The organism is Ferribacterium limneticum (assembly GCF_020510625.1).
GTDB classification, from domain to species: Bacteria; Pseudomonadota; Gammaproteobacteria; order Burkholderiales; family Rhodocyclaceae; genus Azonexus; species Azonexus limneticus_A.
This window is the reverse complement of sequence record NZ_CP075191.1, coordinates 2712358-2726756: the sequence shown is the minus strand read 5'-3', so window position 1 is coordinate 2726756 and position 14399 is coordinate 2712358. Positions and strand designations below refer to the sequence as shown.

General features: G+C 58.4%; 19 protein-coding genes. 6 read left to right on the top strand and 13 right to left on the bottom strand.

Going from position 1 to position 14399, the window contains the following annotated elements:
- The first annotated feature begins 53 nt into the window (after nucleotides 1-53).
- The 3 genes from KI617_RS13015 to lolA all read left to right on the top strand — a co-directional run bounded on the left by KI617_RS13015 (nucleotide 54) and on the right by lolA (nucleotide 3718).
- The gene (locus KI617_RS13015) at nucleotides 54-716 is read left to right on the top strand and encodes a Crp/Fnr family transcriptional regulator (RefSeq protein ID WP_226446921.1); all 663 of its coding nucleotides are present in this window, start codon (nucleotides 54-56) and stop codon (nucleotides 714-716) included.
- A gap of 2 nt (nucleotides 717-718) precedes the next feature.
- Complete coding sequence (locus KI617_RS13005; protein ID WP_319004111.1) at nucleotides 719-3025, top strand: DNA translocase FtsK; 2307 nt, start codon at nucleotides 719-721, stop codon at nucleotides 3023-3025.
- Between the two features lie 72 nt (nucleotides 3026-3097).
- Entirely contained in the window at nucleotides 3098-3718 is a 621-nt protein-coding gene (gene lolA / locus KI617_RS13000) for an outer membrane lipoprotein chaperone LolA (protein WP_226446919.1), read from the top strand.
- Nucleotides 3719-3803: 85 nt separating this feature from the next.
- Here lolA and KI617_RS12995 read toward each other — a convergent pair whose 3' ends face one another.
- The 10 genes from KI617_RS12995 to KI617_RS12950 all read right to left on the bottom strand — a co-directional run bounded on the left by KI617_RS12995 (nucleotide 3804) and on the right by KI617_RS12950 (nucleotide 10080).
- Nucleotides 3804-4712 carry a toll/interleukin-1 receptor domain-containing protein gene (locus KI617_RS12995; RefSeq protein WP_226446917.1) on the bottom strand — a complete coding sequence of 303 codons (909 nt, stop codon included), beginning with the start codon at nucleotides 4710-4712 and terminating at the stop codon, nucleotides 3804-3806.
- A 94-nt stretch (nucleotides 4713-4806) separates the two neighbouring features.
- Nucleotides 4807-5913 (bottom strand): Acg family FMN-binding oxidoreductase, encoded by a 1107-nt coding sequence (locus tag KI617_RS12990; protein WP_226446915.1) that lies wholly within the window; start codon nucleotides 5911-5913, stop codon nucleotides 4807-4809.
- Nucleotides 5914-5959: 46 nt separating this feature from the next.
- On the bottom strand, nucleotides 5960-6355 hold the full coding sequence (locus KI617_RS12985; protein ID WP_226446913.1) for a hypothetical protein: 396 nt from the start codon (nucleotides 6353-6355) through the stop codon (nucleotides 5960-5962).
- 57 nt (nucleotides 6356-6412) lie between these two features.
- The gene (locus KI617_RS12980) at nucleotides 6413-6925 is read right to left on the bottom strand and encodes a DUF4262 domain-containing protein (RefSeq protein ID WP_226446911.1); all 513 of its coding nucleotides are present in this window, start codon (nucleotides 6923-6925) and stop codon (nucleotides 6413-6415) included.
- Nucleotides 6912-7643, bottom strand: coding sequence for a suppressor of fused domain protein (locus tag KI617_RS12975; RefSeq protein ID WP_226446909.1), 732 nt, complete (start codon nucleotides 7641-7643; stop codon nucleotides 6912-6914). The genes KI617_RS12980 and KI617_RS12975 overlap by 14 nt, the downstream gene beginning before the upstream one ends.
- A 124-nt stretch (nucleotides 7644-7767) precedes the next feature.
- Nucleotides 7768-8175 (bottom strand): hypothetical protein, encoded by a 408-nt coding sequence (locus tag KI617_RS12970; protein ID WP_226446907.1) that lies wholly within the window; start codon nucleotides 8173-8175, stop codon nucleotides 7768-7770.
- 28 nt (nucleotides 8176-8203) lie between these two features.
- Nucleotides 8204-8671: a hypothetical protein gene (locus KI617_RS12965; protein ID WP_226446905.1), complete on the bottom strand. Its 468-nt coding sequence runs from the start codon at nucleotides 8669-8671 to the stop codon at nucleotides 8204-8206.
- Between the two features lie 107 nt (nucleotides 8672-8778).
- Complete coding sequence (locus tag KI617_RS12960) at nucleotides 8779-9159, bottom strand: hypothetical protein (RefSeq protein ID WP_226446904.1); 381 nt, start codon at nucleotides 9157-9159, stop codon at nucleotides 8779-8781.
- A gap of 73 nt (nucleotides 9160-9232) precedes the next feature.
- Entirely contained in the window at nucleotides 9233-9727 is a 495-nt protein-coding gene (locus KI617_RS12955) for a hypothetical protein (RefSeq protein ID WP_226446902.1), read from the bottom strand.
- A gap of 173 nt (nucleotides 9728-9900) precedes the next feature.
- Complete coding sequence (locus tag KI617_RS12950) at nucleotides 9901-10080, bottom strand: hypothetical protein (RefSeq protein ID WP_226446900.1); 180 nt, start codon at nucleotides 10078-10080, stop codon at nucleotides 9901-9903.
- A gap of 425 nt (nucleotides 10081-10505) precedes the next feature.
- Here KI617_RS12950 and ltrA point away from each other — a divergent pair, with 425 nt between their 5' ends.
- A complete protein-coding gene (ltrA, locus tag KI617_RS12945) occupies nucleotides 10506-11708 on the top strand; it encodes a group II intron reverse transcriptase/maturase (protein WP_404826712.1) in 1203 nt (400 codons plus the stop codon).
- A gap of 114 nt (nucleotides 11709-11822) precedes the next feature.
- Here the strand turns inward: ltrA and KI617_RS12940 are convergent, their stop codons facing one another.
- The 3 genes from KI617_RS12940 to KI617_RS12930 all read right to left on the bottom strand — a co-directional run bounded on the left by KI617_RS12940 (nucleotide 11823) and on the right by KI617_RS12930 (nucleotide 13022).
- Nucleotides 11823-12089, bottom strand: coding sequence for a hypothetical protein (locus KI617_RS12940; protein WP_226446889.1), 267 nt, complete (start codon nucleotides 12087-12089; stop codon nucleotides 11823-11825).
- On the bottom strand, nucleotides 12079-12381 hold the full coding sequence (locus KI617_RS12935; protein WP_226446887.1) for a hypothetical protein: 303 nt from the start codon (nucleotides 12379-12381) through the stop codon (nucleotides 12079-12081). The genes KI617_RS12940 and KI617_RS12935 overlap by 11 nt, the downstream gene beginning before the upstream one ends.
- Before the next feature lie 425 nt (nucleotides 12382-12806).
- Nucleotides 12807-13022, bottom strand: coding sequence for a hypothetical protein (locus KI617_RS12930; protein WP_226446885.1), 216 nt, complete (start codon nucleotides 13020-13022; stop codon nucleotides 12807-12809).
- Between the two features lie 82 nt (nucleotides 13023-13104).
- On the opposite strand from KI617_RS12930, the gene KI617_RS12925 reads away from it, so the two are divergent.
- Together KI617_RS12925 and KI617_RS12920 are read left to right on the top strand one after the other, a co-directional pair.
- Nucleotides 13105-14091: an integron integrase gene (locus KI617_RS12925; RefSeq protein WP_226446876.1), complete on the top strand. Its 987-nt coding sequence runs from the start codon at nucleotides 13105-13107 to the stop codon at nucleotides 14089-14091.
- Between the two features lie 66 nt (nucleotides 14092-14157).
- Nucleotides 14158-14397: an AbrB/MazE/SpoVT family DNA-binding domain-containing protein gene (locus KI617_RS12920; protein WP_226446874.1), complete on the top strand. Its 240-nt coding sequence runs from the start codon at nucleotides 14158-14160 to the stop codon at nucleotides 14395-14397.
- Nucleotides 14398-14399 lie beyond the last annotated feature (2 nt).

The window sequence follows — 14399 nt, the reverse complement described above, 5'->3', positions numbered from 1 at the left end:
TTTGGGAAAGCAGTTTATAATTGTTTCGTAACTCTATGAACGGAAACTGATTTATGGCAACTACCCCTTGCGGATTAAGTCTGGTGGTTTTGCGCAACGTGCCGTTGTTTTCCGGGCTGGACGACATTGAACTGGAGAAACTCTCCAAGGTCTCCGGAAGAAAACGCGTCGAACGTGGCGCCTCCGTGGTCAGGGCCGGCGATAGCACGGATTCCCTGTACATCCTGCTCAGCGGGCGGGCCAAGGTAACCAATACCGATGAAGATGGCCGCGAGATCATTCTCGCCTGGCTTGGTCCGAGCGAATTTTTCGGCGAGATGGGTCTGATCGACGGCAGTCCGCGTTCGGCCAACGTCGTTGCGGCCGAGGCATGTGAGTTGCTGTTCCTCAGCAAGGATTCCTTCCAGCGTTGTTTGCAGGACAATTTCCAGGTGGCACAGAAGCTGATGAAGACGCTGGTGCTGCGTTTACGCGAGGCGGATCGCAAAATCGAAAGCCTGGCGCTGCTGGATGTTTATGGCCGGGTTGCCCGTCTTTTGCTGGATATGTCGGAACTCGTCGATGGTCGACGGGTCATCAAGAAAAAGATGTCGAAGCAGGATATGGCGAAAATGATTGGTGCATCGCGCGAAATGGTCAGCAAGGTCATGCGCGATCTGGAGTTGAGCGGCTACATTCGCATCGAGAATGACCTGACGGTCATCCCGGGGGCTTGAGGATGGGGGCCAGGGCTATTGATCGGCGGGCAGCGCCCAGCCCGTTGCCGGAAAAAATTGGCAATCTGTTGCAGGAGTCCCGCTGGTTGGGGTTGGGCGCTGTCGCGCTGTTCCTGATCATGGCCTTGTGGGGGTTCAGCAAGGAAGATCCGGGTTGGTCGCATGCGGTTATCTCGCAGACCATGCACAACCCGGCCGGCCGGGCCGGCGCCTGGATCGCCGACCTGATGCTCTATATTTTTGGCCTCTCCGCCTGGTGGTGGGTCGTGCTGCTCGGCATGTTCGTCTGGTGGGGTTTTCGCAAGTTCAATTCACCGGATGAGCACAAGCAGCATCCGCTGTTCATTGCGCTGGGCGGGTTTGCTTTCCTTTTGCTCGCCAGTTCGTCGCTGGAGGCGCTCCGGTTTTATTCGATGAAGGCGGAGTTGCCGCTGGCGCCGGGTGGCATGCTCGGTATCGAGGTCGGCCGCGTGCTGGCCACCCAGCTTGGTTATACCGGGGCGACCTTGCTGTTGCTATCAGCGATGGCGGCTGGCTGGAGCATTTTTGCTGGCATGTCTTGGCTGTGGGCCTTTGAGCAGTTGGGCGTGCTGCTGGAAACTTTTGTCGGCTTCTTTTATGGTCGCGTTGATGCCTGGCGTGACCGGCAGATCGGCAAGGAAGTGGCGCAGCAGCGCGAAGTGGTGGTCGAGGAAGAGAAACGCCGCGTCGAACTGCACGATCCGATCATCATCGAAACACCGCCGCCCGAAGTGCCGGTTTCCAAGAAGGCCGAGGCGCGTATTGAACGTGAAAAGCAGGTGGCGCTGTTCCCCGAGGCGATCATCGGCGGCCAGTTGCCACCGTTGCATCTGCTCGACCCGGCGCCGCCGGCGACCGAAACGGTCAGCGCCGAAACGCTGGAATACACCTCACGCCTGATCGAGCGCAAGCTGGCCGATTTCGGCGTTCAGGTCAAGGTGCTGGCGGCCATGCCCGGCCCGGTCATTACCCGCTACGAAATCGAGCCGGCCGTCGGCGTCAAAGGCGCGCAGATCGTCAATCTGGCCCGCGACCTGGCCCGGGCGCTGGCCATGGTGTCGATCCGTGTGGTTGAAACGGTGCCCGGCAAGTCGTGCATGGCGCTCGAACTGCCGAACCCGAAGCGGCAGACCGTCAAGCTCTCCGAGATCATCTCGAGCAAGCCGTACAACGACATGACCAGCCCGCTGACCGTCTGCCTCGGCAAGGACATAGGCGGCCTGCCAGTAGTCGCTGACCTGGCCAAGACGCCCCACCTGCTGGTGGCCGGGACAACCGGTTCGGGCAAGTCGGTCGGCGTCAATGCAATGATTCTGTCGATGCTCTACAAGGCCGAGCCGGATCAGGTGCGCCTCATCATGGTCGACCCCAAGATGCTCGAACTGTCCATCTACGAAGGCATTCCACACCTGCTGGCGCCCGTGGTCACCGACATGAAGCAGGCGGCCAATGCGCTGCACTGGTGCGTCACCGAGATGGAGAAACGCTACAAGCTGATGTCGGCGATGGGCGTGCGCAACATTGCCGGCCTCAACACCAAGATTCGCGATGCCGAAAAGCGCGGCGAGCACATCCCGAACCCGCTGACCCTGACCCCGGAAACGCCGGAGCCGTTGAAGACGATGCCTTTCATCGTCGTCATCATCGACGAGCTGGCCGACCTGATGATGGTCGTCGGCAAGAAGGTCGAGGAACAGATTGCCCGCCTGGCCCAGAAGGCGCGCGCATCCGGCATCCATCTGGTGCTGGCGACGCAGCGTCCGTCGGTTGATGTCATTACCGGCCTGATCAAGGCCAACATCCCGACCCGCCTGTCCTTCCAGGTGTCGAGCAAGATCGACTCGCGGACCATCCTTGACCAGATGGGCGCCGAAGCGCTGCTCGGCCAAGGCGACATGCTTTACCTAGCGCCGGGCACCGGTTATCCGACCCGCGTTCATGGTGCTTTCGTCTCCGATGACGAAGTGCATCGCGTTGTTGAACACCTCAAGGCCACCGGTGCGCCGGAATACATCGAGGACATCCTGACCGGTTCGGGCGGCGACGACGAGGAGGGCGGCGAAAGCGGCGAGGGCGGCGGAGATGCCGAGAGCGACCCGCTCTACGATCAAGCCGTCGATATCGTACTCAAGAACCAGCGCGCCTCGATTTCACTGGTCCAGCGCCACCTGCGCATCGGTTACAACCGCTCGGCGCGGCTGATCGAGGCCATGGAAAAGGCCGGGCTGGTGTCGACCATGGATGGTCGGGGCGGCCGTGAAGTGCTGATGAAGAAGCCCGCCGAGTAAGCTGGGCGGCCCACGATCAATTTGTTACACCCTGAAACACCGCGCCACTTGTTGGCGCGGTAAGCTATGCGCATGAATATCGCCCAAAAAATCCTATCCACCGCAGCCTTCGGCTTCCTCCCGCTGCTTGCCCACGCTGGTGCGGTTGATCAGTTGCACGACTTCCTGAAAAACACCCGCACGCTGAAAGCCGAGTTTTCGCAGGCGGTGATTGCCAAGAATGGCCGCAAGCCGCAGCAGTCTTCTGGCACCGTCGCCATTGCGCGGCCCGGCAAGCTGCGCTGGGAAATCGTCAAGCCCTACCCGCAACTGATTGTCGGCGATGGCGAAAAAATCTGGATTCACGACCCCGAGTTGCAGCAGGTCACGGTGCGCAAGGCCGGGCAGGCGATCGGCAGTTCGCCGGCTGCACTGCTTTCCGGCAACAACGATCTGGAAAAGAACTTCACGCTCAGAGAGGCCGGCGAAGCCGAGGGCATGGCCTGGGTCGAGGCGACCCCGAAGGCCGGTGACAGCGGCTTCGAGAAAGTACGCCTGGCCTTTTCCGGCAACGACCTGAAAGCCATGGAGTTGCAGGATAGTTTCGGCCAGACCACGCATATTCGCTTTTCGAAAATCGAGCGCAACCCGGCCCTACCGGCCAGCACCTTCAAATTTACGCCGCCTGCCGGCACGGATGTTGTCGGCGAGTGATCCGGACAGTCAACCGGAAATAACGGCCAAAATCGAGATTTCCGGCGCCAGCCTTATCTCGCATGTGGCCCGTTCAGCGTTGCCCTCAGCCGCCCGCTTTCTTCTCGTCGATGTAACGTCGTATCTCGCCCTCGATGCCGGCCGGGAAGGGCTTCTGCTCCTGCACGCCAACGTAGAGCACACCGACTGACGGATCGGTTTCGAATGTTCTGTCGTACTTCTCCAGCCACGCCGCCAGATGTTCCCGCAGCGCCGTCAGGCGCGGAATTCGACGGGAGAACTCCTTGCTGGCCTCGACGCAGTACAGCGCATGCCGGTTCAGCTTCTCGATGGTGTCGGTCTGCTCCCGGATACGCTGGTGCAACCGGCGCTCTTCCGGCGTCATGGCGGCGAAGTAGCGGACGATGAAGGGCTCGTACTGAACCAACTCGAAACTGGCGTCACGTTCGCACATCGCATCGACCAGGGCATTGCGTACCTCGCACTGCGACTTGAAGACCGCGTAGGCCAGCTCCAGATCGTCCAGCAGCCGCTGCGCTGCGCCGGCCGTATTTGTCTCCGGGATACGCGAAGCCTGCAGGGCGGGCGTCTTGCGGTAGCGTTCGAGCATATCGAGCAGCCGGCGATGTAGCTCGGTCGCTGCCATGTTTCGGCAATCGACGAAAACCAGGAAGTTGAACGGTTTCGGCACCGCGCAAGGCGAAATCAACAAGGGCAGGATTGACCCCCGATCGTTCAGCGGGTCGTCGGCAAAGGCAGCGTGCAACTCGGCCAGCGCGTAGCGCGACTGAAAATAAGCCGGCGAAAACAGCGCAATCACCGTCGCCGCTTCAGTCAGGCCCGAGGTCATCCGCTGCACGAAATTCGCGCCATCCGGAATGTCTTCATGCTGGTAGAAGCACGAAAACCCGGCGTCGCTCACTGTCTTGTAAACCGCATCGGCAATTGCCCGGTCGGTGCTGTTGAAGCTCAGGAAGAAATCGATCTTGGCCACTGCGGATCCCTCGGGTCAGGTGAATCGGTAGCTTGAGTAGGAAAGGAAACGCCCGGTGAGCCGAAGCGTGGAGCATTCATGAGGCATCGTATGCTCAGACCAGGACGGCTTCCAGCGGGCGTCGCAACGACGATGGTAGCTTCGGCCCGCGGCCGAAACGAACCACCAGATCCGGCCGCTGGCCACCGATGCCAAGAAAGGAAGCGAACTGCGGTCGCAACGCTGAAACCTCCACCGGCTGGTTGAGCATCGCATTGCGGATGCCCAAAGCCGCGGATTGCAGCGCAAACCGCTCGTAGCAACGGCCGACTTCGATCCATTGGGCGGGTGTCTCAAGCGCCGAAACAAATATGGCGATCCCGGACGAGCTGCGCACATGCTTGGCATACTTGTCGTTCTCGCTCCTTGGTGTGAAGAACAGGCCAAACAGCAGCTTGCCCAGCCAGTCTGGCACCGCCGGATTCCCCGACGCGGCCGTGTAAAGGCCGTCGCCGTGAAGGACCGCAGCGCTGCCGCTGAAGCGGATCCAGTGCTTCAGCTCCTCGACAAAAGCGCGGTCATCCATTTGTGCGGTGTTGCCCTGAACGACATAGTCGAGCACATTTTCCATGGCCGCGCGTTCGGTCATCAGAATGACTCGAACCCCGTTGCCGGTGCCCGCTTTTTCCAGCATTGCCAGTTCATTCGGGGCAATCGGCTGCCCGTCATACTCGGCACGCGTACTCTGGCGCTCCGGTATGGCCTTGAACAGGGCACTGGCGACGGGCTTCGTCGGCTCCAGCGCCACACGGATTTCGCCGCCTGAGGCCGAATCGAAAACGGCATTGGCGTTCAACCCGAAAGCCAGCGCAGCCTGTACCAGATTCTCGGTGGCGCAGCCGAGCGAGACAAACAGATGGTGATCGTCAGGATCGACAACGGGGCATCGCCGGGCCAGATCGGGCGCAACGGAAATCGAACGTTCCTCGACGCGAAACTTCCAGCACTGGGTGTTGTGGCTGGACGGCGCCAACGTTGCATAGCGCACAAGCTCCCGGAGGACAGCCGACTTGTTGCCCGAATCCACCCGGCCGTGACGCCAGATTCGACTTGCCGTGAGTTCATGGCTATCGGCCTGAGGCCCCGATGAGCACGCCGACAAAATCGCCAGTTCGCCCGTGGCCACCATGGACGAAAGAAGGAACTGTCTTCGATTAGGCATGATTGGCTCCCCTTGTTTAGAACCACGCGGTGGCAGGAACGAAGGGCTAGGCCTCGTCTGCTGCGCAACCTTGCTTACTTGCTGATCGACGAAGGCCCAGGATTGCCCCGAAGATGATCGCGATGGCGATCCCCGCGGCATACAGAAGCCCCCCGCGCACCTCTTCAACCGTTGCGACGTTGTTTTCTTCCGAGACGCGGTAGGTACTCCACGAGCTTCCGATCTGCGAGGCAACCAGATATACCTGACTCCGATAGGTCATCCTGTCGCTTGCGACGAACGAGTAGGTCAAAGGTACATACGGGCCGGCACCGACAGTAGCAAGTTGCTTCGCTGCGACCGGCCATGGATTGAAGGTGCCAGTGACAACGAAAATCAGGTAGGCAATGGCGATAGCTAACCAAAGGAACTTCGGGCTCGAAGATGGAGGACGCTGATTCATCCGAGATCTAGCGTTGCAAATCGCCGAAGGCATGGTGGATTGGCGTGTCAGCGGGCCTCACGCCACCTCTCCCGCAAGCAAAGGCTGGTTGGCTCGGAACCAGTCCGAGGCCTCCGCGTCCCAAGGCCAAACACCTGAAGTATTGGGCCAGATCAGCTGTAGCGCGTCGAACTCGTCGCCGCCATGCAGCCAGCAGGTAGAACGCATGTACTCGGCGCGGTGCTCACGCGCGACGGGACGAAATTGAACCGCGAAACCCTCAAGGAAACCCAAATAGAGAACCCCAGGGAGGAGCTGCTCACCTGCTCGAACCCGGCGGTTGTACTCATTGACCATCCAGTGCGACAGCTTGGAGCCGAGCCCGACGATGATGAGTTCTGGGGCCGCGGATGATCTGGCGATTCCGATGGAGTAAGAAAAGGGCGGCTCTGCTTCCTCTGGGTCAAACACAGAGGTAACGCTGCAACCGTGCTCTTCGATGTGCTGGAGGATGTTGCGCTCGTACTGTTCCATAAGCTCGCTAGCGTTCAGTGGAATGATGGGGCGGACGTCAATGTCATAAAAAGCCAAACAGTTTTTTCGCAACGTTGGGTCGAGTAACGGAAATGATATCCGTGACGTCCTTCTTACTGAACCGCTCCAGGAGTTCGTCAGTCCCGGAACGGAGCTTCAGATTCATTTCCTCCGCGTAGAGGGGAACGACAGAATAGAACGTGATCTCCTTCTGATCGTCGATGCGGAGAGTGTGAAATTCGCCGGGAACGGTAATTGATGGCAACACAATTGCACCGCAAAGCTTGGTATTGGCCGCGTATGGTTCTGCCGGGTCTCCATTTGGAATGGAATGCCCAAAACCAAGCCATGTTTTATATTTGTGCGGCATCCACGCCAAGTATTTTATTAAGCGAACAGGCCAATACCAGTTTTCATCTTCGAAGGACTTTTGGTCGAGCCTCCAACTTGCTGGGAGCGTGACCATAAGCTCGGCAAACTGTGGAACAGAAGCTTCAGCTGGTGTTGTCATCGGTAGGTCGCTCATGCCGGAAGTGACCAGGCGAGCAAAAGGAACCCCCTCTGAAGGTTTAACGAAGTGGACATCGATGTGAACCGTGTCGGAAGCAATCTCGTGAAAAACCGTTTCGACCTTCCCAAGGTGAGTTTCAATATGATCTGAAATTTGTTCGATACACACTTCCCCCTGAGGCGGTGCCCACGGTGTGCTCTCGGCATGCCGATAAATTGGAGCCCCGCTAAGAGATACGGTATCGCCGTCATTGAAATTGCTCACACAGCCTCCTGTTTTGACGCCAAACGTAGCAGTGAGGGGCGCCGGGTCGGCGCCGCCGGCATGGCATCCCAGCGGTGAAGCCGCGCCTCGACAGGAGGATTGGCTGGGAGTGTTGCAGTAAGCATCAGGACTTTACCTTTCTGCGCCAAATAAAGAAGTAGATGAGCCAAAGAGGCAGGACTAGCGCATTTGCTCTCAGAAAGGCTAGCCAAGGGGAGGCGCTATCAGCTATTGCGAGAGACAAGGCATGCAATTCGCCATACAGCAATGGGCCAATGATAAAAATGATAAACCATGCTTTCTTTACCCATGGTTTCTGAGTCGAGCTAATGCTGGCGATGGCGTGTGCTTCATCAATTGAAGCGCGAAATGGGTCGTTGGGACGGTAAATATACTGGGGCTCTTCGAGAGGCTCGGGTTCCTCTGGCTTTTCTGCCCTGACAGGTTGTCGCGCGGGTGAAACTTGGATATGGCTTGCAGTACCCTCAGGTATTTCGAGGTACACATTTCCCACCTTCATACGCTTAACCATGTGGCTCTCTTCATTACGGCTAACGTTCTCAGGGACGCGAAGCCGGCTTGCCGGCAGAGTTTCCCTCTGAGGTGGAAGGGGAGCCATGCTGCCCCCGAGAACTTGCCAGTTTGCGGATTGTGCCCAGTGTGAGTGCCGGGAGCAGCAGGCAAAACAGGATTGCCCAAAAGTAATGAAACACCACGTTATACGGAAGGTATTTGTTGAGATGTATGGGATCAACCGCGTAGGTAGAAACGGCGGCGATTGGCGTGATTGCCACGGCCATGAGTAACGCACGTTTGGCGCCAGCAAAGGAGTCAGCAAGAAAAGCCGCTGGAAGTAGGTACAGGAGTGACACGTACGCACCGGCGAAAATTGGGGTTGGCAAGAGTTCAGCCCAACTCGGAAGATGCACAACCTTGGACCAGAGAAAAAGTTCTGGCCAAACAAACATAACAATGGATAGCGGAATTGCGCTCAAAGCTAACGCCAGTTGATTGCGCGAGATGGTCATGGCTAACCTTGTAGGCAAGGGGCAGCCGGCTTGCCGGTTGCCCCAGCGACCGAAGGGTGCGCCTTGGCCGGGACGTTAAGCTGCGACTGTTGGGCTAGACGCGACACCTAGCTGCCCTCCCAAAGATACGGCGGCCCCTTGAGGAGGCTGAACAAGACTTCAGCAACAAGGATGATGCCAAACCCGATGAGCCCGGCGTAAAGTGAGAAATTAAATATAGCGCTCAAGACGAAGACTGCGCCGAGCACCCGCATTACTTGGAGGGTATAGGCGGCAGGCTTCTTCCAGAAAGGAAGTGCTGTAATTTCAGTGCGTCGCTGAGTTTGCCATTGCTTTCGAGACAAGCGTGGCGGTTGTTTTACACCGGTCTTCGCTTCCTCGATGTCAGCGACACTGGCCACAGCGGGACAGCCGCAAGCGCCACAAACTTCAGAACCCGCGGGATTGGTGGCGTGGCACGAATGACAGAGCCAGGCGTAGTCGGGCATAGCGGTCTAACGTGGAAATAACCCGACGGCCGTCAGGCCGGTCGGGTTGATTGCAGGGTTATGCGGCAACGCACTACTGCCACGATGCCCAAAGACTAGCGGCTTTCTCATGCGAAGATATTCCGCGATAGAGCACAGCTAGATAGGGTTCAGACGCCTCGGGGCTAAGCATTGAACCACCGACAACCGGTACCGCCGGACCCAATAATTTGAACGAACCAGAAGCAAAAGGCTGAAACGGTTGGATATAGGTAATTGGTTCCGCCATACCGTCAGACCAAGCCTCGACAACGAGAATGTCAACGTAACCAGTGGCGGTATTAATTTGGCCCTCTCGCGCAAAAGCCCATGTAGATGCAGCGGCCTTCTGCTCCAGAACGAATTCCTTCCCCTTGGAGATGGCTTCCTCCTGCGTTTCTGCCTCGAAACGAACTAGTTTTCGCTCAGAACCTTCTTCGATCATGGCCAAGGGCACCAACAATTGGCCTTCAGGAAGATCAGAAACACTCCAGGCAGCATGCGCGAGAACAAAACCTGCGAGAAGAGCTGTTGCTTCAGGTACGGCCATGATTTCTCCTTGCTGCATAACGTTTAGCTAACCGGACGGCTGCAAGCGGCGCAAAGCGACGATTGCAGGCGGTCCGGTTGAGCGGAATGTGTGCGCCCAGCATGGGCGCGATGTAATGGGGTGGAAGTCCCCTGTGGGAGTACCGAGCTTGTTGCATGCGACAAGGATAACCACTAGCCGAAGGCAAGGGCAAGTTCGTGAGGGCTTGTCTGGAGGAAGCCGGAGTGCAAATGCGCGAGGCGACGGACAGAAACTGCATAGAAGGCCGAGCAGGTCGAGGCGAGCTGGCACATGACAGCGAAGCCCACCGGTACGACCGGCACGGTAAATGCGGCGCTTGTGCGCGGAAACATCGCGTTCTTACCTGGGGAGATCTGCCGCGCAAGCGGAAACGGAAATTGAACGAAAGGTGGCCGGGTTGTGCCAGTCCCAAACGACCAGCGTCGATGCGGGCTGCCCCGCATCAAGGGCGACCGAAGCGGGCAGCAACGTTCAATGACGGATCAGCGCCTCGGCCAGCAATGGCTGAAGTGACGTGGCAGAAGTCAGCAGCGGTCATAGTAGCCGGCCGGGTTAGGGCCGGCGAAGGACCAAACAACGAAACACAAGGAGCAGACGGCATGATCTCGGCGAATCCGCATTATCCCCAGACGGGGAAGGCGAGCCGGCGAGCAAACCGCCCCGAGCCTTGAACCAAGACGAGACGAAAGAAGTGGCAACAAGCGAGTTACTGGCAGCGGTCCTCACCAGCGACAACCTGCGCAGCGCATGGAAACGCGTGAAAGCCAACAAAGGCGCGCCGGGCATAGACGGCATCGCCATAGAAGACTTTCCCGCCCACCTGCGGGCGCATTGGGAAGACTCCCGCCGCCAACTCGAAACCGGGCGCTATCGTCCGCTCGCCGTCCGCCGGGTAGAAATTCCCAAGGACGACGGCGGCAAGCGGCTGCTGGGTATCCCGACCGTGATGGACCGGGTCATCCAGCAAGCCATCGCCCAAGTGCTCACGCCGATCTTCGAACCGAGCTTCTCGGATTCGAGCTTCGGCTTCCGACCGGGCCGCAATGCCCACCAAGCGATTAAGCAGGTACAAGTGCACGTCAAGGACGGCTACGCCATCGCCGTGGACATCGACCTCGCCAAATTCTTTGATACCGTCAATCACGACGTGTTGATGAAAATACTCGGGCGAACGATCCACGACAAAGCGTTGCTGGCCCTGATCGGACGCTACCTGCGCGCCGGTGTGCTGGTCGGAGAGCACATTGAGCCCAGCGCCATCGGCACGCCACAAGGCGGGCCTTTGTCGCCGCTCCTGGCCAATATCCTGCTCAACGAACTTGACCACGAACTCGAAGGGCGCGGCCACCGCTTCGCCCGTTACGCCGACGACATGGTCATCCTGGTCAAAAGCCAGCGGGCAGGAGAACGAGTCATGCAAAGTTTGACGCGCTACTTGGAAGGACGACTGAAACTCAAACTCAACCCTGCCAAAAGCAAGGTTGCGAGAATGAGCGAGTGCGGCTTTCTGGGCTTCACCATCAATCGGGGCAAAATCCGCTGGCAGGAAAAGAAGCTGGCGGCATTCAAGCACCGCGTGAAGGAACTCACCGGCAGAAGCTGGGGAGTGTCGATGGCGTACCGGATGCACAAGTTGGGGCAATACGTGCGAGGCTGGCTGGGATACTTTGGCATCAGCGAGTACTACCGGCCGATCCCGGAACTGGACGAGTGGCTGAGAAGGCGCATCCGGATGTGCTATTGGAAACAATGGCGCTGGCCGCGTACGAAGATCAGCCACCTGCTGGCCTTGGGCGTCAGCCTGAAGACGGCGATCCAGCATGGCGTCAGCAGCAAGAGCTACTGGCACATGGCACGAACTCCGGCCATGCAGCAAGCGTTGAACAATGACTGGCTTCAGCGCCAGGGCGTACCGAGAATCAAGCAGTTATGGTGCAAGGTACAGGGCTACACGTCTTAGTCGAGCGAGCCATCTCGTTGAACCGCCCACTGCGGACCCGCACGGTGGGTGGTGTGGGGGCCGGGGGAGAGAAACCCCTGGCTACCCGATTAGGTGTGATGGTGGGAGCCGGCGTCATGAAACTGCTTTTAGATCAGACTCAAGGATGTAGAGACTGTTGGGAACTGGGTTGTGACAATGCAGCCCTTTTCCGGAAACCGACTCGTCAAATAGAACTAGGACACGACCATTTTTATTTTTTGCTTCGGCAATATGCCCAGTGCTACCAATAAGTAACCAATAGTTTTCGCCACGCGGACACTCTTCTGGCGAAGCAGCGGTGCCATTGAATGTTGTCAGGATGACTTTTGCGTTGAGGGTGAGCGCAGGGTTAGGTTGCATCGACCTCTTCCTCTGGGGGAATACGTTCAATTACCCATTCGGAATTGATATCAGCGCGCGTTGCTTGCCACCCTGGTTCAAGAATTGCAAGGCCGGCCATAGAAGGATCAACCTCGAGAATGTGCCCTAAGCCGACAATGCACAAATCATCGAGTTCTTCGCTCTCATTGTCCAAAAATTGCCATCCATGATCATCTTCGTCGTGGGAGACGTTAAGTATTGGCTTCCGTTTCTCAATAATACTGTTCGAGACAACGGTCGCGCAGTTCGGAGGTTGGTCAAACGGCCACATATGAACCTAACGTTGAAAATAACCGGCGCCGCGCCGGAGAGGTTGAGGAAACGACGGTTGTTTCACGGCGTCCGGGTTGATTGACCTGTTAGCCAACCCAACCCATGGCCGAACGCCTGGGCCCGCTGCAACCCGCCGCCGCCCGAAGCAAGCGACGGAAGACACAAAAGCGGACGCAGTGCTGCGAAGAGCCGGACCCGAGCGAAATGAACGCGCCACACCCAGAACCGGCACGAAGTGCTGCCCGACGTAGCCAAAGCGCTGGATAACTGGACAGGTTGAACCAGACCCAAGCCAGAAAGCCGAAGAACCCACCCCGGCAAGCACTGAGAACCCACGCCGCCACCCGGCCCGCTGCCCGCACCCGGATGGTGTGCTGCTGGAGAGGCAAAAGGTGCTTGGCAACAAACGCATGGGGTACATGGCTAACGTAAAGTAGATGGCAATTTCGCCATCCATTCTGGAAAACAGCCATCCATCCTGATCAGCACTTCAGCCGAAGATGGCCAGCCAGAGCGGTTTTTTGGCTGGATGGCCAGATTATTTCCAAGGATGGATGGCGGTGAAACATGGCGCGCCGCCAGGATATGAGGCGTGAGCGCCATGTATTCTGGACTCGTGCCGTCTATGCTGGCCAACATGGCGTCTCCAAAGGTACTTGTCATGCGGATAAAGATGAACTACTGTATTTATACACAGTAAATTTCTATCGGCAGGTACGGCATGGAATTGAACCAATCCTCGACTTTGCTGGGGCGCGTTCGGGAAGTGATTCGCTATAAGCACTACAGCATAAGGACTGAGCGTTCGTATGTCGAGTGGGTACGTCGTTTTGTGGCTTTTCATGGTCGTCGTCACCCTCGGGAGATGGGGGCGGACGAGGTCCGGGCGTTTCTCGGCTATCTGGCTTCCGAGTTGCAGGTGGCGGCTTCGACGCATCAGCAGGCCCTGTCGGCCTTGCTGTTCCTTTATCGCGAAGTTCTGGGCGTCGATCTGCCCTGGCTGACCGATCTGGATCGTCCCCAAAAGCCAAAGAGGACGCCGGTTGTGTTGTCGCGCGGCGAGGTCGAGCGGCTGCTGGCGGTGATGGAAGGTACGCATGCGCTGATGGCCCGCTTGCTTTACGGAACGGGGATGCGTCTGATGGAATGCGTGCGCCTGCGGGTCAAGGATGTGGATTTTGAGCGCGGCGAATTGACGGTGCGTCATGGCAAGGGTGGCAAGGATCGCCTGACGGTGTTGCCGGCATCGGCGGTGCCGGCCTTGCAGGCGCATTTGGCACGCGTTCGGGTGCTGTGGGAGCGGGATGAGGAAGCCGGGCGGCCCGGCGTGCAAATGCCGGAGGCGCTGGCGCGCAAGTATCCTTCTGCTCCCAAGGCCTGGGGCTGGTTCTGGGTGTTTCCGGCGCGCGAGTTGTCAATTGATCCACGAAGCGGCATTGAGCGCCGCCACCACACGCATGAGCAGGCCTTGCAGCGGGCGATCAAGGCAGCAGTCGGGTTGGCGGGAATCGCCAAGCCGGCGTCGACGCATACGCTGCGTCACTCGTTCGCCACGCATTTGCTGGAATCCGGCTACGACATTCGCACCGTGCAGGAGCTGCTGGGGCATTCGGATGTTTCGACGACGATGATTTACACCCACGTGCTGAATCGCGGCGGGCGCGGTGTCGTGTCGCCGCTCGACGCGGTGCGGGGTTGCGGTGTTTGACCGGGCGCTTTACAGATCGCAGGTCGGGTAATACTCTACGGTAAGAGTAAGAATTTGAGGTTGTCCATGAGAATCACCAGTAAAGGGCAGGTCACCATCCCCCAGGCGGTACGGGAGAAGGCGGGGTTGCACCCGCATGGCGAGGTTGAATTCGAGGTGCGGGATAATGGCGATGTGGTCATTCGGCCTGTGCTTCCGGCTTCTTCCGGGATACGTGCGGCCTTTGCCAAGGCTCGTGGTTCGGCCAATGCTGCGCAATTCAAGGGCATGAACACCGACGAATTCATGGCTTTTCTGCGTGGCTGAGG